General features: G+C 40.1%; 13 protein-coding genes. 11 read left to right on the forward strand and 2 right to left on the reverse strand.

What is annotated here, in order from left to right:
• Positions 1-547: 547 nt before the first annotated feature.
• The 6 genes from G4Y78_RS19165 to G4Y78_RS19190 all read left to right on the forward strand — a co-directional run bounded on the left by G4Y78_RS19165 (position 548) and on the right by G4Y78_RS19190 (position 13,134).
• Positions 548-2,152 (forward strand): hypothetical protein, encoded by a 1,605-nt coding sequence (locus tag G4Y78_RS19165; protein WP_163834550.1) that lies wholly within the window; start codon positions 548-550, stop codon positions 2,150-2,152.
• 25 nt (positions 2,153-2,177) lie between these two features.
• A complete protein-coding gene (locus tag G4Y78_RS19170) occupies positions 2,178-2,570 on the forward strand; it encodes a hypothetical protein (protein ID WP_163834551.1) in 393 nt (130 codons plus the stop codon).
• A 184-nt stretch (positions 2,571-2,754) separates the two neighbouring features.
• Positions 2,755-5,178, forward strand: a complete 2,424-nt coding sequence (locus G4Y78_RS19175; RefSeq protein ID WP_163834552.1) for a hypothetical protein — start codon at positions 2,755-2,757, stop codon at positions 5,176-5,178.
• A gap of 192 nt (positions 5,179-5,370) precedes the next feature.
• A complete protein-coding gene (locus G4Y78_RS19180; protein ID WP_163834553.1) occupies positions 5,371-7,779 on the forward strand; it encodes a hypothetical protein in 2,409 nt (802 codons plus the stop codon).
• Between the two features lie 247 nt (positions 7,780-8,026).
• Positions 8,027-10,453, forward strand: a complete 2,427-nt coding sequence (locus G4Y78_RS19185; protein WP_163834554.1) for a hypothetical protein — start codon at positions 8,027-8,029, stop codon at positions 10,451-10,453.
• Between the two features lie 248 nt (positions 10,454-10,701).
• Positions 10,702-13,134 carry a hypothetical protein gene (locus G4Y78_RS19190; RefSeq protein WP_163834555.1) on the forward strand — a complete coding sequence of 811 codons (2,433 nt, stop codon included), beginning with the start codon at positions 10,702-10,704 and terminating at the stop codon, positions 13,132-13,134.
• A gap of 161 nt (positions 13,135-13,295) precedes the next feature.
• Here G4Y78_RS19190 and G4Y78_RS19195 read toward each other — a convergent pair whose 3' ends face one another.
• Both G4Y78_RS19195 and G4Y78_RS19200 read right to left on the reverse strand, forming a co-directional pair.
• Positions 13,296-13,703 (reverse strand): type II toxin-antitoxin system VapC family toxin, encoded by a 408-nt coding sequence (locus G4Y78_RS19195; protein ID WP_163834548.1) that lies wholly within the window; start codon positions 13,701-13,703, stop codon positions 13,296-13,298.
• A complete protein-coding gene (locus G4Y78_RS19200) occupies positions 13,703-13,930 on the reverse strand; it encodes an AbrB/MazE/SpoVT family DNA-binding domain-containing protein (RefSeq protein ID WP_163834556.1) in 228 nt (75 codons plus the stop codon). Before G4Y78_RS19200 ends, G4Y78_RS19195 begins: the two co-directional genes overlap by 1 nt.
• A gap of 410 nt (positions 13,931-14,340) precedes the next feature.
• Between G4Y78_RS19200 and G4Y78_RS19205 the strand changes: the two genes are divergently transcribed.
• The 5 genes from G4Y78_RS19205 to G4Y78_RS19225 all read left to right on the forward strand — a co-directional run bounded on the left by G4Y78_RS19205 (position 14,341) and on the right by G4Y78_RS19225 (position 22,889).
• The gene (locus G4Y78_RS19205) at positions 14,341-16,686 is read left to right on the forward strand and encodes a hypothetical protein (RefSeq protein WP_163834557.1); all 2,346 of its coding nucleotides are present in this window, start codon (positions 14,341-14,343) and stop codon (positions 16,684-16,686) included.
• Positions 16,687-16,943: 257 nt separating this feature from the next.
• Positions 16,944-19,364 carry a hypothetical protein gene (locus tag G4Y78_RS19210; RefSeq protein ID WP_163834558.1) on the forward strand — a complete coding sequence of 807 codons (2,421 nt, stop codon included), beginning with the start codon at positions 16,944-16,946 and terminating at the stop codon, positions 19,362-19,364.
• A 417-nt stretch (positions 19,365-19,781) separates the two neighbouring features.
• Entirely contained in the window at positions 19,782-20,819 is a 1,038-nt protein-coding gene (locus G4Y78_RS19215) for a hypothetical protein (RefSeq protein WP_163834559.1), read from the forward strand.
• Positions 20,820-21,252: 433 nt separating this feature from the next.
• Entirely contained in the window at positions 21,253-22,239 is a 987-nt protein-coding gene (locus G4Y78_RS19220; protein WP_163834560.1) for a hypothetical protein, read from the forward strand.
• An 89-nt stretch (positions 22,240-22,328) separates the two neighbouring features.
• Positions 22,329-22,889 (forward strand): hypothetical protein, encoded by a 561-nt coding sequence (locus G4Y78_RS19225; protein ID WP_163834561.1) that lies wholly within the window; start codon positions 22,329-22,331, stop codon positions 22,887-22,889.
• Positions 22,890-22,914 lie beyond the last annotated feature (25 nt).

The raw sequence follows: 22,914 nt of genomic DNA on the forward strand, positions 1-22,914 counted from the left end.
TCAAAGGGGGACGCTGGGGAGAGTGAGGGAGCTTATGCAGTGAGTTAATCAAAAAAATAGATAAGGCAAGAATAAAAAATCAACAAAGTTACTACTCACTTTATTTTCATCCCTTTTATTCCCTATAAAATACTCAGTCAGACTTCACCCTACTCAATACAACCCAAATGTCTTATAATGGCCCGCCAATTTTAGTTGTAATAAAAGGTGTTTACCTATGGTAAGGAAGCTTGTTTTACTGCCTATAGCCGTTCTCATATACTCGTTAATAAATTTATCGAAAGCACAGGACTTAACTGCAACTTTAGATACAATCAGCGTTTCATCAGACAATATTGAAAAAGAATTTACATATTATAAATTATATTCAAGTGGTGGACTCCTCAGTCCTCACTGGTGTTCTCCAAATAGCTCAACCGGAGCAGGAGTTAAATTTAAGGCAACAGATCAAAAGTATATTTATTCATTTGGGTTTGACTTTTTCAGAATAATTAATCCTATATATTTCTACAGAGTTTCACATGAGAACAACCTAAAATTAAAGAACATGGGGAAAGGGTTCTTATCTTCAACCAAAACATGCTCAAATGATATAACAGAAATCAATAATAAACTTGAAAGGACTCTTTACGGTGATTTCAATGGAGATGGAGAGAAAGACTTTCTATTTATTCCTACACATCACTCAGTACAAGGAAAAGCTTATGTTTTCAATAGCTTTAAAGTATCAGAATTAAAACTTAAATGGACCTTAGACCTTTTTGAAATGACTGCTTCAAATGAATTCAATGCATTCAAAGAAGTCACTCATTTATTTAATAACAAAGCTGACAAATACAATATCACCATCCAAGACCGCAACAAAGACGGCCGCGATGACCTACTAATTACCCGCCCCGGTGCCCCAGACTTAATCGCCTTTGCTGCTGAAGATGGTAGTTTCCCTAAAGCCGAAGTGGATACCGGTGTTGGTAAATACAATGGTCCCTCGTTATATAAAAGCCGTTTTTGTAACCGTGCCTTGTTAACCCAACACCCTGATGACAACCCATCAACCGTGTTATTTGATGATGTCTGCCGTACGGCTTATGTCAGCCCACCCGCCACGGGCACCACTGAAGTCACCGCGTTAACTCCTGACCCTGACAATGCCACCTTTTGCCCTAAATTAGCATCGGCTCAAACCAATCAAACGGAATTATTAAAAGAACTGGGCCAAGCCAATACTAAATTTAAAACTATTATGGGAAGCCTGCCTCACGATACCCAACTGATGACGTATGCGACTACGCGGGAACAGGCTTTTAATGATTTATTAGCGGCTGAGCAAGCCGAAGCGGCGGTGCGAAAAACGGTGTTATCTCAACGGCGAGCCATTGGCCAATTGGAATTAGATGTGGAGGATTGCGCCTTATTAGGCACGGATTGTAATACGGCGCAACTTCAACTCAATGCCGCCCAACAAGCCTTAACTCAGTTATTAACCGAATTAGATGCCGCCGTCGAAGCCCGGTTAGTTAAACAACAGGTGTATGACCAAGCCTATGATACCTATGGCGAGGCGTTAGATGCCTACTTAACTGTGGATACGGAATTAGCTGCCTTAATTGAAGCATTTAAAGCTCTGCAAGATAAGGAGTTAGCGCTTTACCGAGAATTTGCGGGCTTGGAAGGCGCCACCGCACAAATCCAATACCAATGGGATTGGGCTGAGCAGGTGAATCGTTATCAAGCTTTAAACCAATCATTAAAAATGCAATGGCAACCCTTGCCGGTGACGGGTGCAAAAATACTGGCGGAATTGCAGGAAAAACCCGAAACCCCACTCGGCGATAAAGCCATTACCCTACCCGCTGTCTTGTATACCAGCATTGATGATCAAGCGGCTAACGTGAAAATCAATGGCTATGAAACCGCATTAATGCCGAAAGGGGATGCAGTAATAACCAGCACTTTACGTAAAGAACCCTCCAACCCGATCAGTTTACCCAGTAAAATTAATGGCACTGTTGGTTTGAGCTTAGCGGGTTATTGCCCGTTTGCACCCAGTGCTAATCAACCACAACCAATAGAAAACTTAGCCGCCCATTTAACCCCCACATTCAGTATGAATACGAAGAACAAATTAAACGGGTTACACCGCGAAATATAAACTGGATACCTTTGTCAAAACCATTGTGCGCACCAAGAAAAAGAAAAAATGGTTTAAAAAGAAGAAAAAAACCTATATCGAGCGGAAAGTCATTACCAGCGATTGGTTTAATATCCAATTCGACGCCACCAGTGGTGAATACGCCTACTCCCCTGCTGAACAGGATCAAATTACCCGTGAAGTAAAATCGGATTTAGTCCGCCGAGTCAATACCGCCATTGGCGCCCTATATGCTGATAACAGCCAGTGCCAACAAAATAAAGATTGCAGCTATGGCTATTGGTTAGGTCAATTAACCGGCAACAATGACGACACCAAAGCTATCCAACAATTTAAACAGGGGAATTCCAAATGGGTCGAAGAAGTCGTATATGGCATACGGTATCGACCTAAGACTGGTTGGGTGGGGTTTAGGTAGTCTTTTGTACAATCCCCCTTTCCAAAGGGGGATTAATTGTATTAACAACAAAGTTACCACTCACTTATTTTCTGGCTAATTAATTCTACTTAAAATTACTAACAAAAACTCTCCTATTAAGTAAAAGACATTTGTCTTATAATGGCCCGCCAATTTTAGTCGTAATAATAAAAGGTGTTTACCTATGGTAAGGAAGCTTGTTGTATTACTTAGCTCTATCCTGTTTTCTTCTTCTCAAATATCAGCTAATACAGACTATAAAATTGAATTTAAACCCTCTACATTTAACATCTATGAAGGGTATAGTAAAAACTATGGTATCCTACCTGGTATTTTTGATACAAATAAAAATCATTGCGGGAAAAGCCCCTCATTATTTACTCGTTCATATATACAAACCATCTCTAAAGTAGATAACTTTTATTTTTCTATAGACATAAGCATAGATGCAATAGTAACAAAAGGTCACGCATTGCTTGCAGCTTATAACTCAAACACACTTTCTAATTACTCAGTATATAAAGAGCTAAACAGCAAGAATAAAGATTCATATACATATCAGTGCGATACAGATTACTTAGTAATTAAAAAAAATTCTGGTATCACTCATTATGCTGATTTTAATGGAGACGGCTTGGGAGATGTTTTATATATAGCCAATATTGATAAACTAAAAAATAAGTCATTTATTTTTTATGGTATTAATGTAAAAAACGTGTCCTTTTATCATAAAAATGATGGACCATTTTTTTCAGCTGTTGCTTTAGTTAAAGGTACAGCTCCCAGTTTTATAATTAATACTCCAGAAAATCAAAGCAGCTTAATTCCTTATGTACGAGATATTTCCCATTTAGTATCTGACTGGACCAACGCCAACATCACCATCCAAGACCGCAACAAAGACGGTCGCGACGACCTATTAATCACCCGCCCTGGCGCACCAGATTTAATTGCTTTTGCTGCTGAAGACGGCAGTTTCCCTAAAGCCGAAGTCGACACCGGCATTGGTAAATACAACGGCCCTTCTCTATATAAAAGCCAGTTTTGTAACCGCGCCTTATTAACCCAACACCCTGATGAAAACCCATCAACAGTATTATTTGATGATATCTGTCGTACGGCTTATGTGAGCCCACCCGCCACGGGCACAACAGAAGTCACCGCATTAACCCCTGATCCTGACAATGCCGCCTTTTGCCCTAAATTAGCATCGGTTCAAACCAATCAAACCGAGCTACTAAAAGAACTGGGCCAAGCCAATACTAAATTTAAAACTATTATGGGAAGCCTGCCTCACGATACCCAACTGATGACGTATGCGACTACGCGGGAACAGGCTTTTAATGATTTATTAGCGGCTGAGCAAGCCGAAGCGGCGGTGCAAAAAACGGTATTATCTCAGCGACGAACTATTGGCCAGTTGGAATTGGATGTGGAAGATTGTGCGTTATTAGGCACGGATTGTAATACGGCGCAAAACCAATTAACGACAGCCCAACAAGCCTTAACTCAGTTATTAACCGAATTAGATGCCGCTGTCGAAGCCCGGTTAGTTAAACAACAGGTGTATGATCAAGCCTATGATGCCTATGGCGAAGCCTTGGATAATTACTTAACGGTGGATACGGAATTAGCCGCCTTAATTGAAGCATTTAAAGCCCTGCAAGATAAGGAGTTAGCGCTTTATCGAGAATTTGCGGGCTTAGAAGGCGCTACCGCGCAAATTCACTATCAATGGGATTGGGCTGAGCAGGTCAATCGTTATAGGCAAGTCAACCAACAATTAAAAATGCAATGGCAACCCTTACCAGTGACTGGCGCGAAAATCCTCGCCGAATTGCAAGAAAAACCTGAAACCCCACTCGGCGATAAAGCCATTACGCTACCCGCTGTCTTGTATACCAGCATTGATGACCCAGCGGCTAACGTGAAAATCAATGGCTATGAAACCGCATTAATGCCGAAAGGCGATGCAGTAATAACCAGCACTTTACGTAAAGAACCCTCCAACCCGATCAGTTTACCCAGTAAAATTCATGGCACTGTTGGTTTGAGCTTGGCGGGTTATTGTCCGTTTGCACCCAGTGCCAATCAACCCCAGCCGGTAGAAAACCTAGCCGCCCATTTAACCCCACACATTCAGTATGAATACGAAGAGCAAATTAAACGGGGGTACACCGCGAAATATAAACTCGATACCTTCGTCAAAACCATTGTCCGCACCAAGAAAAAGAAAAAATGGTTTAAAAAGAAGAAAAAAACCTATATCGAACGCAAAGTGATTACCAAAGATTGGTTCAATATCCAATTCGACGCCAGCAGTGGTGAATATGCTTATTCCCCCTCTGAACAGGATCAAATTACCCGCGAAGTGAAGTCTGATCTAGTCCACCGAGTTAATACCGCCATTGGTGCCCTATATGCCGATAACAGCCAGTGTCAAGCAAATAAAGATTGCAGCTATGGCTATTGGTTAGGTCAATTAACCGGCAACAATGACGACACCAAAGCTATCCAACAATTTAAACAGGGGAATTCCAAATGGGTGGAAGAAGTCGTATATGGGATTCGCTACCGGCCTAAGACCGGTTGGGTGGGATTTAGGTAGTCTTTTATACAATATACAATCCCCCTTTCCAAAGGGGGATTGTATATTGTATTAACAACAAAGTTATCGCTCACTTTGCTTTCATTGATTTTATTCCCTATGAAATACTCAGTCAAACTTCACCCTACTCAATACAACCCAAATGTCTTATAATGACCCGCCAATTTTAGTTGTAATAAAAGGTGTTTCTCCATGGTAAGGAAGCTTGTTGTATTACTTAGCTCAATTTTATTTTTCTCTTCTAAAATCGCTGCTAACACAGATCATATTATTGATTTCCAACCATCTTCAATTAATATTTATGAAAGATATAAACTGAGTTACTGGTACACTTCTCCTCTTTCTGGTAGCCCAGGGCCATGCATGAATAACCCAGAACACTGGGGTACATATTCTAATATTTATATCACACAAGAAAATACAAACTTCAACTATGTAATACAAACAACTTCTATGGGACCGCCTGGAAATTTATTGAGTGGATATTATTCATTTTATATTTTTGAAGGGGACACTTATTTTAATGAAAGCTTGAAGCTTTGGAAGATAAATAATATTGGAACCATATATAATGAGAAATGCAATGGGGATATAAATGAAGTCAAAAAAAATCCAGGCAAGTCATACTATGCCGACTTTAATGGAGATAACATAACAGATCTCCTATACATAACGAAACATAGCTCACACCACCAAAAGGCACTGACTTTTTATAGCCAAAAACTAAATAACATAGAGTTAAAAAAGTTTCCAGCTGGGCATAGTTTTATCTCTATAGGACACCAGCATCATGAAAATGTTAAGAAAAACTACCAAGGCCCTGTAGTACTTGATATTTCTAAATTAATAACTGATTGGTCAAATGTTACTATTCATATCATAGACCGCAATAAAGACGGCCGCGATGATCTACTCATCACCCGCCCCGGTGCCCCCGATTTAATTGCCTTTGCTGCTGAAGACGGCAGTTTCCCTAAAGCCGAAGTCGACACCGGCATAGGCAAATATAATGGCCCTTCTTTATATAAAAGCCGGTTTTGTAACCGCGCCTTGTTAACCCAACACCCTGATGACAACCCATCAACCGTGTTATTTGATGATGTCTGCCGTACGGCTTATGTCAGCCCACCCGCCACCGGCACCACTGAAGTCACCGCGTTAACTCCTGACCCTGACAATGCCACCTTTTGCCCTAAATTAGCATCGGCTCAAACCAATCAAACGGAATTATTAAAAGAACTGGGCCAAGCCAATACTAAATTTAAAACTATTATGGGAAGCCTGCCTCACGATACCCAACTGATGACGTATGCGACTACGCGGGAACAGGCTTTTAATGATTTATTAGCGGCTGAGCAAGCCGAAGCGGCGGTGCGAAAAACGGTATTATCCCAACGGCGAACCATTGGCCAACTGGAATTGGATGTGGAAGATTTTGCGTTATTAGGCACCGATTGTAATACGGCGCAAAACCAATTAACGACAGCCCAACAAGCCTTAACTCAGTTATTAACCGAATTAGATGCCGCTGTCGAAGCCCGGCTAGTTAAACAACAATTGTATGATCAAGCCTATGATGCCTATGGCGAAGCCTTAGATAACTATTTAACCGTGGATACGGAGTTAGCCGCCTTAATTGAAGAATTTAAAATCCTACAAGATAAGGAGTTAGCGCTTTATCGAGAATTTGCGGGCTTAGAAGGCGCTACCGCGCAAATTCACTATCAATGGGATTGGGCTGAGCAGGTCAATCGTTATCAAGCTTTAAACCAATCATTAAAAATGCAATGGCAACCCTTACCAGTGACGGGTGCAAAAATTCTGGCGGAACTACAGGAAAAACCTGAAACCCCACTCGGCGATAAAGCCATTACCCTACCGGCCGTTTTGTATACCAGCATTAATCAGCAAAATAATGATGTACAAATCAATGGTTATGAAACCGCATTAATGCCGAAAGGGGATGCAATAATAACCAGCACTTTACGTAAGGGACCCTCCAACCCGATTAGTTTACCCAGTAAAATCCATGGGACTATTGGCCTGAGCTTATCCGGTTATTGCCCTTTTGCCCCATCAGCCGATCAACCCCAACCGGTAGAAAACCTAGCCGCTCACTTAACCCCACACATTCAGTATGAATACGAAGAACAAATTAAACGAGGCTATACCGCGAAATATAAACTCGATACCTTTGTTAAAACCATTGTCCGCACCAAGAAAAAGAAAAAATGGTTTAAAAAGAAGAAAAAGACCTATATCGAGCGCAAAGTCATTACCAGCGATTGGTTTAATATCCAATTCGACGCCACCAGTGGTGAGTACGCCTACTCCCCTGCTGAACAGGATCAAATTACCCGCGAGGTAAAGTCTGATTTAGTGCGTCGAGTCAATACCGCTATTGGCGCCTTATATGCTGATAACAGCCAATGCCAAGCAAATAAAGATTGCAGCTATGGCTATTGGCTAGGTCAATTAACCGGCAACAATGACGACACTAAAGCCATCCAACAATTTAAACAAGGGAATTCCAAATGGGTGGAAGAAGTCGTATATGGTATTCGTTATCGGCCCAAGACAGGTTGGGTGGGGTTTAGGTAGTCTTTTATACAATCCCCCTTTCCAAAGGGGGAGTTATTGAATCACAATAAACAACCGAGTTGTTTAAGCTACTTTGAAAACTCAGACAAGTATGGGTAAGAATAAATAACCAATAAAGTTACCACTCACTTTATTTTCCTCCCTCCTATTCCCTATAAAATACTCAGCCAAACTTCACCCTACTCAATACAATTCAAATGTCTTATAATGGCCTGCCAATTTTAGTTGTAATAAAAGGTGTTTATCCATGGTAAGGAAGCTTGTTGTATTACTTAGCTCAACTGTATTTTTTTCTAGTCAAATTACAGCAAACACAGACGATGTCATTGAGTTTTTACCTGGAAAAAACAAGTTATCTCTAGGTTACCTTAAAGGTCGATTCAAAAACTCAATGAGCAATAATAATGAGTACCAAAAATGTGTTTTAGGTCGCGGTTCCTATCCAATAACTGCTCTTGAATACTCTCTAGAATTAACTCCAATTAAAGAAAATAGAAAAATAATTAATGGACTATTAGCTAATCAATTTTCTGGAAGTCTTTCTAGCGCTCTCAGTACTGGACTATTTAGTTTCACCAAAAACTACTTAACAGACAAAGAACAATCAAAATACTGCGCAAACAGCAAACCTTCCCTTGATTGGAAAGATTTTTTATTTTGCAAAGGCTACACTTTAGAGGAAATATTCCTCAATGGATATTATGGGGATTTTAATGGAGATAACCTAGGTGATGTTATTTATCAGATTAACCATAAATTTACATCTTATTCATTATTAGTATTTTACGGCACAAATAAAACAGTCAATACAGTCAAAAAAAATCATGGCAGCAACCACTTAACTCAGGAGTGTAGTAAAAGACTAAATCAAATAGAAAAAGGTGAATACCCATACGCAAAAGCAATAGAAACCATCGACGGAGTATCATTAAAAAACGTAACCATTCAAGTCCAAGACCGCAACAAAGACGGCCGTGACGATCTTCTCATCACCCGCCCCGGTGCCCCCGATTTAATTGCCTTTGCTGCTGAAGACGGCAGTTTCCCTAAAGCCGAAGTCGACACAGGTATTGGCAAATACAACGGCCCTTCTCTATACAAAAGCCGTTTTTGTAACCGTGCCTTGTTAACCCAGCACCCGGATGAAAACCCATCAACGGTGCTATTTGATGATATCTGTCGTACGGCTTATGTGAGCCCACCCGCCACGGGCACAACAGAAGTCACCGCATTAACCCCTGATCCTGACAATGCCGCCTTTTGCCCTAAATTAGCATCGGTTCAAACCAATCAAACCGAGCTACTAAAAGAACTGGGCCAAGCCAATACTAAATTTAAAACTATTATGGGAAGCCTGCCTCACGATACCCAACTGATGACGTATGCGACTACGCGGGAACAGGCTTTTAATGATTTATTAGCGGCTGAGCAAGCCGAAGCGGCCGTACGTAAAACGGTGTTATCTCAACGACGGACTATTGGCCAGTTGGAATTGGATGTGGAAGATTGTGCGTTATTAGGCACAGATTGTAATACGGCGCAACATCAACTCAATGCAGCCCAACAAGCCTTAACTCAGTTATTAACCGAATTAGATGCCGCTGTCGAAGCTCGGTTAGTTAAACAACAGGTGTATGACCAAGCGTTTGATGCCTATGGCGAAGCCTTGGATAATTACTTAACGGTGGATACGGAGTTAGCCGCCTTAATTGAAGAATTTAAAGCTCTGCAAGATAAGGAGTTAGCGCTTTACCGAGAATTTGCGGGCTTGGAAGGCGCCACCGCACAAATCCAATACCAATGGGATTGGGCTGAGCAGGTGAATCGTTATCAAGCTTTAAACCAATCATTAAAAATGCAATGGCAACCCTTGCCAGTGACGGGTGCAAAAATTCTGGCGGAACTACAGGAAAAACCCGAAACTCCATTAGGGGATAAAGCCATTACGCTACCCGCTGTCTTGTATACCAGCATTGATGACCCAGCGGCTAACGTGAAAATCAATGGCTATGAAACCGCATTAATGCCGAAAGGGGATGCAGTAATAACCAGCACTTTACGTAAAGAACCCTCCAACCCGATCAGTTTACCCAGTAAAATTAATGGCACTGTTGGCCTGAGCTTAGCGGGTTATTGCCCGTTTGCACCCAGTGCTAATCAACCACAACCAATAGAAAACTTAGCCGCCCATTTAACCCCCCACATTCAGTATGAATACGAAGAACAAATTAAACGGGGTTACACCGCGAAATATAAACTGGATACCTTTGTCAAAACCATTGTGCGCACCAAGAAAAAGAAAAAATGGTTTAAAAAGAAGAAAAAGACCTATATCGAACGCAAAGTTATTACCAGCGATTGGTTTAATATCCAATTCGACGCCAGCAGTGGTGAATACACCTACTCCCCTGCTGAACAGGATCAAATTACCCGTGAAGTAAAATCGGATTTAGTCCGCCGAGTCAATACCGCCATTGGCGCCCTATATGCTGATAACAGCCAGTGCCAACAAAATAAAGATTGCAGCTATGGCTATTGGTTAGGTCAATTAACCGGCAACAATGACGACACCAAAGCTATCCAACAATTTAAACAGGGGAATTCCAAATGGGTCGAAGAAGTCGTATATGGCATACGGTATCGACCTAAGACTGGTTGGGTGGGGTTTAGATAGTCTTTCATACACTCCCCCTTTTCCAAAGGGGGAGTTATTGAATCACAATAAACAACCGGGTTGTTTAAGCTACTTTGAAAACTCAGACAAGTATGGGTAAGAATAAATAACCAATAAAGTTATTACTCACTTTATTTTCATCCCTCCTATTCCCTATAAAATAATCAGCCAAACTTCACCCTACTCAATACAACCCAAATGTCTTATAATGACCCGCCAATTTTAGTTGTAATAAAAGGTGTCTACCTATGGTAAGGAAGCTTGCTGTATTACTTAGCTCAATTTTATTTTTTTCTAGTCAAATTACAGCAAACACAGACGATGTCATTGAGTTTTTGCCTGGAAAACAAGATTTTCAATTAACAATAATTCAAGGCAAACCTAACGATCCAGAAAAGTGTATATTTTCTTTAGGATCCAACAGTTTAAGCCACTACACTGGTATGGGTTATTGGTTAAATAAACTACCTATAGAAGAAAATAAAACATCTATAACTGGAACCATTGCTGAAAAGAGAATTTATTCACATGGTTTCGTTTCTAACAATGATTTCCTTAAGAACAGCTTATTTAAAATTACTAGAAACTATTTAACGGAAGAGGAACGTAAAATATATTGCCCAAACATCAATATACCTAAAGACCCAATGTCAGCAATGCAATGTGAAGGATTACATGTAAACGATTCTCTTAAATTTGATGAACACTATGGTGATTTTAATGGAGATGGTCTTGGTGATGTTATCTACCGAATAGATCACGAATCTTCCCCTTATTCAGCCCTAATTTTTTATGGAGCTAATAATAAACTGATCAAAACTGCTAAATATGGTTTATTAACAAATCAACCAAATACTTGTGAGAAAAGACGATCCGAAGCAGAATATGGCAAATATCTATTTGCAAAAGCAATAGAAACTATTGATAAAATATCATTAAAAAATTTAACTCTGAAAGTTCAAGACCGCAACAAAGACGGTCGCGACGACCTATTAATCACCCGCCCTGGCGCACCAGATTTAATTGCTTTTGCTGCTGAAGACGGCAGTTTCCCTAAAGCCGAAGTCGACACCGGCATTGGTAAATACAACGGCCCTTCTCTATATAAAAGCCAGTTTTGTAACCGCGCCTTATTAACCCAACACCCTGATGAAAACCCATCAACAGTATTATTTGATGATATCTGTCGTACGGCTTATGTGAGCCCACCCGCCACGGGCACAACAGAAGTCACCGCATTAACCCCTGATCCTGACAATGCCGCCTTTTGCCCTAAATTAGCAACGGCTCAAACCAATCAAACGGAATTATTAAAAGAACTGGGACAAGCCAACACCAAGTTTAAAACCATTATGGGTAGCCTGCCTCACGATACCCAACTGGTGGCGTATACCGATAAGCGAGAACAGGCTTTTAATGATTTATTAGCGGCTGAGCAAGCCGAAGCGGCCGTACGTAAAACCGTGTTATCCCAACGGCGAGCCATTGGCCAATTGGAATTAGATGTGGAGGATTGCGCCTTATTAGGCACGGATTGTAATACGGCGCAACTTCAACTCAATGCCGCCCAACAAGCCTTAACTCAGTTATTAACCGAATTAGATGCCGCCGTCGAAGCCCGGTTAGTTAAACAACAGGTGTATGACCAAGCCTATGATACCTATGGCGAGGCGTTAGATGCCTACTTAACTGTGGATACGGAATTAGCTGCCTTAATTGAGGAATTTAAAGCTCTGCAAGATAAGGAGTTAGCGCTTTACCGAGAATTTGCGGGCTTGGAAGGCGCCACCGCACAAATCCAATACCAATGGGATTGGGCTGAGCAGGTGAATCGTTATCAAGCTTTAAACCAATCATTAAAAATGCAATGGCAACCCTTGCCGGTGACGGGTGCAAAAATACTGGCGGAATTGCAGGAAAAACCCGAAACCCCACTCGGCGATAAAGCCATTACCCTACCCGCTGTCTTGTATACCAGCATTGATGATCAAGCGGCTAACGTGAAAATCAATGGCTATGAAACCGCATTAATGCCGAAAGGGGATGCAGTAATAACCAGCACTTTACGTAAAGAACCCTCCAACCCGATCAGTTTACCCAGTAAAATTAATGGCACTGTTGGTTTGAGCTTGGCGGGTTATTGTCCGTTTGCACCATCGGCTAACCAACCCCTGCCGGTAGAAAACTTAGCCGCACACTTAACCCCACACATTCAGTATGAATACGAAGAACAAATTAAACGAGGCTATACCGCGAAATATAAACTCGATACCTTCGTCAAAACCATTGTCCGCACCAAGAAAAAGAAAAAATGGTTTAAAAAGAAGAAAAAAACCTATATCGAACGCAAAGTGATTACCAAAGATTGGTTCAATATCCAATTCGACGCCAGCAGTGGTGAATACGCCTACTCCCCTGCTGAACAGGATAAAATTACCCGTGAAGTAAAATCGGATTTAGTCCGCCGAGTCAATACCGCCATTGGCGCCCTATATGCTGATAACAGCCAGTGCCAAGCAAATAAAGATTGCAGCTATGGCTATTGGTTAGGTCAATTAACCGGCAACAATGACGACACCAAAGCTATCCAACAATTTAAACAGGGGAATTCCAAATGGGTGGAAGAAGTCGTATATGGGATTCGCTACCGGCCTAAGACCGGTTGGGTGGGGTTTAGATAATTTTTTTAATGCTATAACTAGTCTTGCAGTAGCAGACTACCCCCCTCATTCTACCCTTCTCCCCCCACTGGGGGAGAAAAATGCTAAGATTTTAACCCATACCATACACCTTTTACTAAACAGTCCCCTCTACCTCAGGGTGAGGGGCTTACAAAACAAACCTATACCGGCGTAATTAAACTCACGGTAGGAAAGTAAGTTGTAAATCGCCCCTTATCTCTGGAAATTAGCGAATAGCCTTTAACTGCTGCATGTGCTCCAATAAAAAAATCAGGTAATACATTACTTTTATTGCCACCTTTGCGACGATATTGTAGAAAAGCTTTACCAGCTAAAAACAACGCCTCGCGAGGAATTTCCAGCATTTCAAATTGGCAGTGGCTGATAAACTCCTCGTATTCTTCAATTTTATTAAAACCAATGGACACTTCCGCATAAACAGTTGAGTTAATTGCCAATGTATAGTGTTCATCTAACTTTTCTAAGGTGCTTGCTGACCACTCATACCAATCAGAGTCTGGTTTGGCTAAATCGAGTAAAATATTGCTATCAACCAAAGCAACCGACATTAATTATCGCCTCTCGTCAGAGCCATAATTTCATCAGTTGACATCACGACACTGGCTACTTTATGGGCTGTTCGAAAGCGGCTTTTCTTAGTCGCTGGCTTAATCACTTCTATATAAATACGACCATCCGGGCTCTCAATGAACTCGATTTCAGTGTCAGCCGTAATGCCTTTTTTGTCTCGAATGGCTTGGGGAATAGTGACTTGCCCCTTAGTGGTGACTTTCATGTGCTGCTCCTGGGTATTACCCATACTGGTAAGAGTAATACTTTTGTGTGGCCGTAGCAAGTAACTGTGGCACAGCTCTTGATATGACTAGGCTCCCTAAGATACTTAGGGTTGCTTTTTGTGGCACTGAGCCATAGAAAAAGCGACTATATCCTTGAGTAGACCTTATGAAATCCCCCAGCGTCCCCCTTTATCAAAGGGGGACGCTGGGGAGAGTGAGGGAGCTTATGCAGTGAGTTAATCAAAAAAATAGATAAGGTAAGAATAAATAATCACCAAAGTTACTACTCACTTTATTTTCATCCCTTTTATTCCTTATAAAATACGCAGTCAAACTTCATCCTACTCAATACAACCCAAATGTCTTATAATGGCCTGCCAATTTTAGTTGTAATAAAAGGTGTTTACCTATGGTAAGGAAGCTTGTTGTATTACTTAGTTCAGTTCTATTTATCTCTACTCAAGTTACTGCTGATACAAATAATGATGTTATAAATTTTGATTTAAATAGCGCTGAAGTCAAGTTTAGCTATGCCAAAGATCATAATGAAGTCCTTTCAAATTATTGCCGTGCCAATCCATATGAAACTACAGCAGTTCAATTTAATAAAACTGATAAAAAACATGTGTATCTCTATGGAATTGTTTTCAATGCTCCATTTTTAACACCTAACTACTCCTATTTTTATAGATACACTCATCAGTCATATAAAAAAATAAATAACACACCTATATCACTTCCTACGATAAAAAATTGTCCTAATGACATATCTGAGACAAAAAGCTATCTTGAAGAAGTCTTTTATGGTGATTTCAATGGGGACAATGAACAAGACATCCTTTTTATTCCCAAGCATCATTCTATTAATGGTAAAGCTTATGTTTTCAATAGCTTTAAAATATCTGAGTTAAATTTAAAGTTTTATTTGCCACCGAGTAAACTATTTGAGCTTGTTGATCGAGATAACTTCACATCATTGAAAGACATATCGTATTTATTTAATGGAAAAGCATCAAGTTACAATATCACCATCCAAGACCGCAACAAAGACGGCCGTGACGATCTATTAATCACCCGCCCTGGCGCCCCCGACTTAATTGCCTTTGCCGCCCCTGATGGGAGTTTCCCTAAAGCCGAAGTCGACACCGGCATTGGTAAATACAACGGCCCTTCTCTATATAAAAGCCAGTTTTGTAACCGCGCCTTATTAACCCAACACCCTGATGAAAACCCATCAACAGTATTATTTGATGATATCTGTCGTACGGCTTATGTGAGCCCACCCGCCACGGGCACAACAGAAGTCACCGCATTAACCCCTGATCCTGACAATGCCGCCTTTTGCCCTAAATTAGCAACGGCTCAAACCAATCAAACGGAATTATTAAAAGAACTGGGACAAGCCAACACCAAGTTTAAAACCATTATGGGTAGCCTGCCTCACGATACCCAACTGGTGGCGTATACCGATAAGCGAGAACAGGCTTTTAATGATTTATTAGCGGCTGAGCAAGCCGAAGCGGCCGTACGTAAAACCGTGTTATCCCAACGGCGAGCCATTGGCCAATTGGAATTAGATGTGGAGGATTGCGCCTTATTAGGCACGGATTGTAATACGGCGCAACTTCAACTCAATGCCGCCCAACAAGCCTTAACTCAGTTATTAACCGAATTAGATGCCGCCGTCGAAGCCCGGTTAGTTAAACAACAGGTGTATGACCAAGCCTATGATACCTATGGCGAGGCGTTAGATGCCTACTTAACTGTGGATACGGAATTAGCTGCCTTAATTGAGGAATTTAAAGCTCTGCAAGATAAGGAGTTAGCGCTTTACCGAGAATTTGCGGGCTTGGAAGGCGCCACCGCACAAATCCAATACCAATGGGATTGGGCTGAGCAGGTGAATCGTTATCAAGCTTTAAACCAATCATTAAAAATGCAATGGCAACCCTTGCCGGTGACGGGTGCAAAAATACTGGCGGAATTGCAGGAAAAACCCGAAACCCCACTCGGCGATAAAGCCATTACCCTACCCGCTGTCTTGTATACCAGCATTGATGATCAAGCGGCTAACGTGAAAATCAATGGCTATGAAACCGCATTAATGCCGAAAGGGGATGCAGTAATAACCAGCACTTTACGTAAAGAACCCTCCAACCCGATCAGTTTACCCAGTAAAATTAATGGCACTGTTGGTTTGAGCTTAGCGGGTTATTGCCCGTTTGCACCCAGTGCTAATCAACCACAACCAATAGAAAACTTAGCCGCCCATTTAACCCCCCACATTCAGTATGAATACGAAGAACAAATTAAACGGGGTTACACCGCGAAATATAAACTGGATACCTTTGTCAAAACCATTGTGCGCACCAAGAAAAAGAAAAAATGGTTTAAAAAGAAGAAAAAAACCTATATCGAGCGGAAAGTCATTACCAGCGATTGGTTTAATATCCAATTCGACGCCACCAGTGGTGAATACGCCTACTCCCCTGCTGAACAGGATCAAATTACCCGTGAAGTAAAATCGGATTTAGTCCGCCGAGTCAATACCGCCATTGGCGCCCTATATGCTGATAACAGCCAGTGCCAACAAAATAAAGATTGCAGCTATGGCTATTGGTTAGGTCAATTAACCGGCAACAATGACGACACCAAAGCTATCCAACAATTTAAACAGGGGAATTCCAAATGGGTGGAAGAAACCGTGTATGGTATCCGTTATCGACCCAAGACCGGTTGGGTGGGATTTAGGTAGTGTAAAACCCTAGCCACAGCTCTATTCCCCCTTTATTAAAGGGGGAATAATTGCATCGTTATTACCATACAAGTCGTTTAAGCTACTTTGAAAGCTCAGACAAGTATGGGTACGAACAAACAATAAAGTTACTACTCACTTTATTTTCATCCCTTTTATTCCCTATAAAATACGCAGCCAAACTTCACCCTACTCAATACAGCCTAAATGTCTTACAATGGCCCGCCAATTTTAGTTGTAATAAAAGGTGTTTACCTATGGTAAGGAAGCTTGTTGTATTACTAAGCCTAAGTTTATTTTACTCTCAGATAACTGTTTCCGGCACAAACCACATTATTGATTATAAACCATCCAAAATCAATATCTACGAAAAACATAAAACAAGTTATTGGCATACGCCGATTCTTGCTCCTATTTATCTAAATAATGGGTCATGTGAAAAACGTATCAATTACTTTGAATCATCTTCCAAGGTTTTCATTACCCAAAGTACTAGAAATTTCGACTATGTAATAACAACCACATCCATAGGTACAAAGAAAAACAATGTATTTAATGGATTCTATCAATTTTATATATTTGACAATCATAAATCTTATAGAAAAAATTTAAAAGAATGGAAACTACATGATATTGGGGTTAAACGAAACCAAAGATGTCGCGGCGATATTAGTGATATTAAAAAAAAACCTGGAAGAACCTATTACTCTGACTTTAACAATGATGGTTTAACAGATCTTCTCTATCTGACTAAAAATAAAGCATTTCACCAAAAAGCTCTAATTTTTTATGGAAGAGAGTTAGACAATCTCAACTTAAAAAAACATGTCAATGGACACAGTTTCCTGACTAGTGGTCACCTGCACAGAAAAGAAGTTGAAAAAAACAACCAAGGCCCCAAAGTTTTAGATATTTCACATTTCACAGGAGACTGGTCAAACGTCACCATTACTATCCTAGACCGCAACAAAGATGGTTTCAAAGATCTATTAATCACCCGTCCCAACGCGCCTGATTTAATTGCTTTTACTGGCTCTAATGGCTATTTTTCTAAAACAGAAGTGGATACGGGCATTGGTAAATATAATGGCCCGTCATTATATAAAAGTCGTTTTTGTAACCGCGCCTTGTTAACCCAGCACCCAGACGAAAACCCTTCAACCGTGTTATTTGATGACATCTGTCGTACGGCTTATGTCAGTCCACCAGCCACCGGCACAACAGAAGTCACGGCATTAACCCCTGCCACTGACAATGCCGCCTTTTGCCCTAAACTAACAGCCACACAAACGGAGCAAACGGAATTATTAAAAGAACTGGGACAAGCCAACACCAAGTTTAAAACCATTATGGGTAGTCTGCTTCACGATACCCAACTGATGACGTATGCGACTACGCGGGAACAGGCTTTTAATGATTTATTAGCGGCTGAGCAAGCCGAAGCGGCGGTGCGAAAAACGGTATTATCTCAGCGACGAACTATTGGCCAGTTGGAATTGGATGTGGAAGATTGTGCGTTATTAGGCACAGATTGTAATACAGCGCAACATCAACTCAATGCCGCCCAACAAGCCTTAACTCAGTTATTAACCGAATTAGATGCCGCCGTCGAAGCCCGGTTAGTTAAACAACAGTTGTATGACCAAGCGTTTGATGCCTATGGCGAGGCGTTAGATGCCTACTTAACCGTGGATACGGAGTTAGCTGCCTTATTTGAGGAATTTAAAGCTCTGCAAGATAAGGAGTTAGCGCTTTACCGAGAATTTGCGGGCTTGGAAGGCGCCACCGCACAAATCCAATACCAATGGGATTGGGCTGAACAGGTTAATCGTTATAAGCAATTAAACCAGCTATTAAAAATGCAATGGCAACCCTTACCAGTGACGGGTACAAAAATCCTCGCCGAATTGCAAGAAAAACCTGAAACCCCACTCGGCGATAAAGCCATTACCCTACCCGCTGTCTTGTATACCAGCATTGATGACCAAGCGGCTAATGTAAAAATTAATGGTTATGAAACCACATTAATGCCCAAGGGCGATACCGTCATTACCAGCACCTTACGTAAGGGGCCATCTAATACTATTAATCTACCCAGTAAAATCAATGGGACTATTGGCCTGAGCTTAGCCGGCTATTGCCCGTTTGCGCCAAGTGCCAATCAACCCCAGCCGGTAGAAAACCTAGCCGCTCACTTAACCCCACACATTCAGTATGAATACGAAGAACAAATTAAACGAGGTTACACCGCGAAATATAAGCTCGACACCTTTGTCAAAACCATTGTCCGCACCGAGAAAAAGAGGAAATGGTTTAAAAAGAAGAAAAAGACCTATATTGTGCGAAAATTTATTACCAGCGATTGGTTTAATATTCAATTCGACGCCACCAGTGGTGAGTACGCCTACTCCCCTGCTGAACAGGATCAAATTACCCGTGAAGTAAAATCGGATTTAGTCCGCCGAGTCAATACTGCCATTGGTGCCTTATATGCGGATAACAGCCAGTGCCAGCAAAATAAAGATTGCAGCTATGGCTATTGGTTAGGTCAATTAACCGGCAACAATGACGACACCAAAGCCATCCAACAATTTAAACAAGGCAATTCCAAATGGGTCGAAGAAGTCGTATATGGGATTCGCTATCGACCTAAGACCGGTTGGGTGGGGTTTAGGTAGTGTAAAACCCTAGCCACAGCTCTATTCCCCCTTTATTAAAGGGGGATTAATTGCATCCTTGTTAGCAAACGAGTTGTTTAAGCTACTTTTAAAAACTTAGACGAGTGCAGATACGAACAAATAATTAACAAAGTTATTACTCACTTCCGATTTACTCCTTAACTACTTATTACACTCAGTTTAAAATAACCCTATCCATTAGCCATCATATGTATTATAATGGAGAACTAGCTTAGTTGTGACCAAAGGTGTTTTATAATGGTAAGGAAGCTTCTTGTTGTATATTATCACTGCCCCTCATTTTATTTACCGCAGCAAAACTTCTAGCACTACAAATAATATTATTTGAGTTTACCTGATGTATAAAGTTTTTAATTGAGCTAGTAAAACAAGAATTAATTAGAAGGATTTTATGGAATGAATAAGCTCATCGCGTCTGTAATTGCTCTAAGTATCCAGCAATCATACGCTGTATCGACTACAATTAGTCAACCTGACATACCAACCTACTGTGAGCAAAATTTTACTCAATGTGACTATGACTCAAATGGTCGAGTTAAGTTTTACACAAATGAATATGATGAAAAAGTTTCTATCCAATACAATGAATTAAATCAAGTTAGCTCTATTACTAATTCCAAAAAGGGTGTTGTATCTTTCAAATATAATACAGAAGGGTTAAGAACCGAGAAAAAAATTGGTACCGATCGCACTATAGAGTATCAATATGATAATTTAAGTCGAGTCACTAGCCGGCTTGAAAATGGCTTACTTGTATATAAATATACCTATGATGAGTGCAAATATGGTGAAGGTAAACTTTGCTCAGTTCGAGGTAATCAATATTCATCTGCATATTCATATAAAGCAGATGGCTCACTTGAGAAGGTAACTAAAAGAATTCATCAGAACATTGTGACCAAAACTGATTTTTCATTTGTTAACTCTCGCGTTCGACGTTCTATTTCAGATAATAATCTATCTGCAAATAATAATGATGGTATCATTTCTGTCAACACCGATGGCGTGCCTTCTTTTGATGAAACACACCCTGATTTTCACCATTATTTTTTATCAAATTTCTGTGATAACAGCAGTTCCTGGTGTAATTATAGAAATGCAAAGCAAGGTTTGTTGCGCTTTCCCGCTCCAGGTGGTAATGGTTCACCTATTAGAGATGAACAAGTTTCTGTTGTTAAATCTCTTGGTTATACAATAGGTTCAGTACGGCATGAAGTATATAACCAAGGTGAAACTGTCATTAATGTTACACTTAAAAACCATGATCTTTACCCAGGTATTGTCAGACGGTGGGTAACCAATGCTAGCAATGTAACTACAATTAATACTTATGGCGAAGGAACTGGTTCTTATGGTGGTCCCAACGTTTGGCTTGCCGACACACTATGGAACTCTGTTGATAAAGACCTTTTTAATTACATAAAAAAACTATAGTGATAAGCACTATGAGAGACAATAATTTTAGAATAGTCACTTTACGCTGGATAACTGATATTGTTTGTCTCTCAGTGATACTAGCCACGATCACTTATTTTGCAGATGAAGTGGTGAATCTTATTATCCTTAACAATAAACAAGAAATGATTATTTTTGGTATAATCATAATAGGAGCTCCTTGTGCTTTAATACTATCAACAGTCTCTTTATTCATTAACAAGAAAACCAGAGATATTTTTTATTTATGTATAAGCAGTGTTAGTGCAATATGGGCGATTATGATTGTAGGAATTGTGCTGAAGGGGATGATTTGATTATTTGTACTCAATAATCATCGACTACCATTTACGAAAAAGTAATTGGCATTGCATTATTTTTTTCTTACTAAAAAACAACTTTCAAACCATTACATGTATCAAGGAAACTATTTATGAAAAATTTGTTAGCACCACTTACTCTAGCAGTTTTAGCTACCCACAGCGCAATAGGTTCTGCTGATGAGATATCTTTTTCTTATGAAGGCTTTTACCAACCTATAAAAGCTAATGTTGACAGCTATGGCAATATCTCTTTACTCAATTACCCTACTGAATTCATAGGTAAACTTGAGTATAAGGTTATTAACTCCCCTTTATTTACCAAGGGAAAGCTTAACACTGAAACCTGCTCTGATGTCGCAGAAAAAATAGATGTATATGAGCGCTACTCTAGTGTTCCTATGCTTCAAAAGAATATTTTGAATAATATCAGAAACAACAATACACTATTACTTCATGTAACAGCAGCACCATTCTTAACTGACCCTAAATTACATAAAACAGCTAGTCAGGCAGCTGTTAATGCTGGAATAATTAGATCTGGTTACCATATACAAAATAACATTAGTTTCAACCATTACGATTTATCTTTTGAAATAGAAGATGATGCGAATATTAAGCGCTTGGGCAATGAAGAAGCTGTTCTGAACAAATTTTCAAGTAACGTTAATGAAAATATACTATTTGGGGGAACAAGTGCTTCAGAGTTGAATGCTCTGGACTTGGCTTGCGATATATTTAATGGTAAAGTCAAAGTATCAATTGAGCTAAAAGGTTATGAAAGTAACCCTAACTTAAAAGACACAATCCTTAGCTCAGCGGATATATACTCTATTAAAAGTTTTATCGAAAGCCACCCAATTGAAGGTATTAAAGACAGCAAGGCCAAATCATATTTTCAATTAGGTCGAGCTTTTGAAAGTGCTGCGATTACTTTACCCCAAAAAGCTGATACCGCGATTATTTTTAACAAATTAATCAACCAAGAAACACAAGTTCTAGATTTAAATAATGCGGATTTATTAGCTAACGGAGTCACTAAAAAATTACCCGCTCGAACTTACCAAGGTGTTTCATTACTAAAATACATCGAGCAATAGACTATTATATACACCTTATATTTTATGCATGAAGTACTGTCTTTCAAAAGCAACCTTTATTTGAAGGACAGATAATCTATAGGCTAATTATGAATAAATTCTTCATTAGTTTTGGTATACTTTCAGTAAGCATTGCAATAGGTGTTATAGCCTATACAGAACTAACTGAACAGAAAGAAAAGCCACTTATTTCCTATAATTCACCGGCATCTACTACTGTTAAGCTACATAATACTAAAGAAAGTCTAAATCAAGTAAAACAAAGCCAAACGGTTATTGAACAGATACCCTCAAAACCTGAAAGAGACATAAAAAAACAGCAGGAAAAATCTGAATACTTAGTTTTTAATTATGATATTTCTACCCCGGTTTCTAGTATGCCAGTTACAGAACTACGCTCTGAAATTGAAGACCTGGAGAAAATAGTTTCCAATGGTGACTTAATCAACCGTCTTAACAATGGTTTAGCAATGCAGGAGGAGCGAGCACAAGCAGGCGAGTTATTTAAACGATTAACCAGCCTGCGTTCAGCAGAACTTAAAATATTAGTAAAAGATTTTGAGAAAAAAATGGCACAATACGAACAGGAACATAAAGAAAGGCTGGAGCGATATAAAAATAGTCCTTTAGGTGAGTTCGAAGAAATATAACTTTTTTGGGGAAATTTATTAAACA

Origin of the sequence: Spartinivicinus ruber (genome assembly GCF_011009015.1) — a bacterium.
GTDB classification, from domain to species: Bacteria; Pseudomonadota; Gammaproteobacteria; order Pseudomonadales; family Zooshikellaceae; genus Spartinivicinus; species Spartinivicinus ruber.

Coding starts and splice junctions, on each gene's coding strand:
- G4Y78_RS19165 (WP_163834550.1), top strand. CDS start 548: ATGGGGAAAGGGTTCTTATCTTCAACCAAAACATGCTCAAATGATATA.
- G4Y78_RS19175 (WP_163834552.1), top strand. CDS start 2,755: ATGGTAAGGAAGCTTGTTGTATTACTTAGCTCTATCCTGTTTTCTTCT.
- G4Y78_RS19180 (WP_163834553.1), top strand. CDS start 5,371: ATGGTAAGGAAGCTTGTTGTATTACTTAGCTCAATTTTATTTTTCTCT.
- G4Y78_RS19185 (WP_163834554.1), top strand. CDS start 8,027: ATGGTAAGGAAGCTTGTTGTATTACTTAGCTCAACTGTATTTTTTTCT.
- G4Y78_RS19190 (WP_163834555.1), top strand. CDS start 10,702: ATGGTAAGGAAGCTTGCTGTATTACTTAGCTCAATTTTATTTTTTTCT.
- G4Y78_RS19195 (WP_163834548.1), bottom strand. CDS start 13,703: ATGTCGGTTGCTTTGGTTGATAGCAATATTTTACTCGATTTAGCCAAA.
- G4Y78_RS19200 (WP_163834556.1), bottom strand. CDS start 13,930: ATGAAAGTCACCACTAAGGGGCAAGTCACTATTCCCCAAGCCATTCGA.
- G4Y78_RS19205 (WP_163834557.1), top strand. CDS start 14,341: ATGGTAAGGAAGCTTGTTGTATTACTTAGTTCAGTTCTATTTATCTCT.
- G4Y78_RS19210 (WP_163834558.1), top strand. CDS start 16,944: ATGGTAAGGAAGCTTGTTGTATTACTAAGCCTAAGTTTATTTTACTCT.
- G4Y78_RS19215 (WP_163834559.1), top strand. CDS start 19,782: ATGAATAAGCTCATCGCGTCTGTAATTGCTCTAAGTATCCAGCAATCA.
- G4Y78_RS19220 (WP_163834560.1), top strand. CDS start 21,253: ATGAAAAATTTGTTAGCACCACTTACTCTAGCAGTTTTAGCTACCCAC.
- G4Y78_RS19225 (WP_163834561.1), top strand. CDS start 22,329: ATGAATAAATTCTTCATTAGTTTTGGTATACTTTCAGTAAGCATTGCA.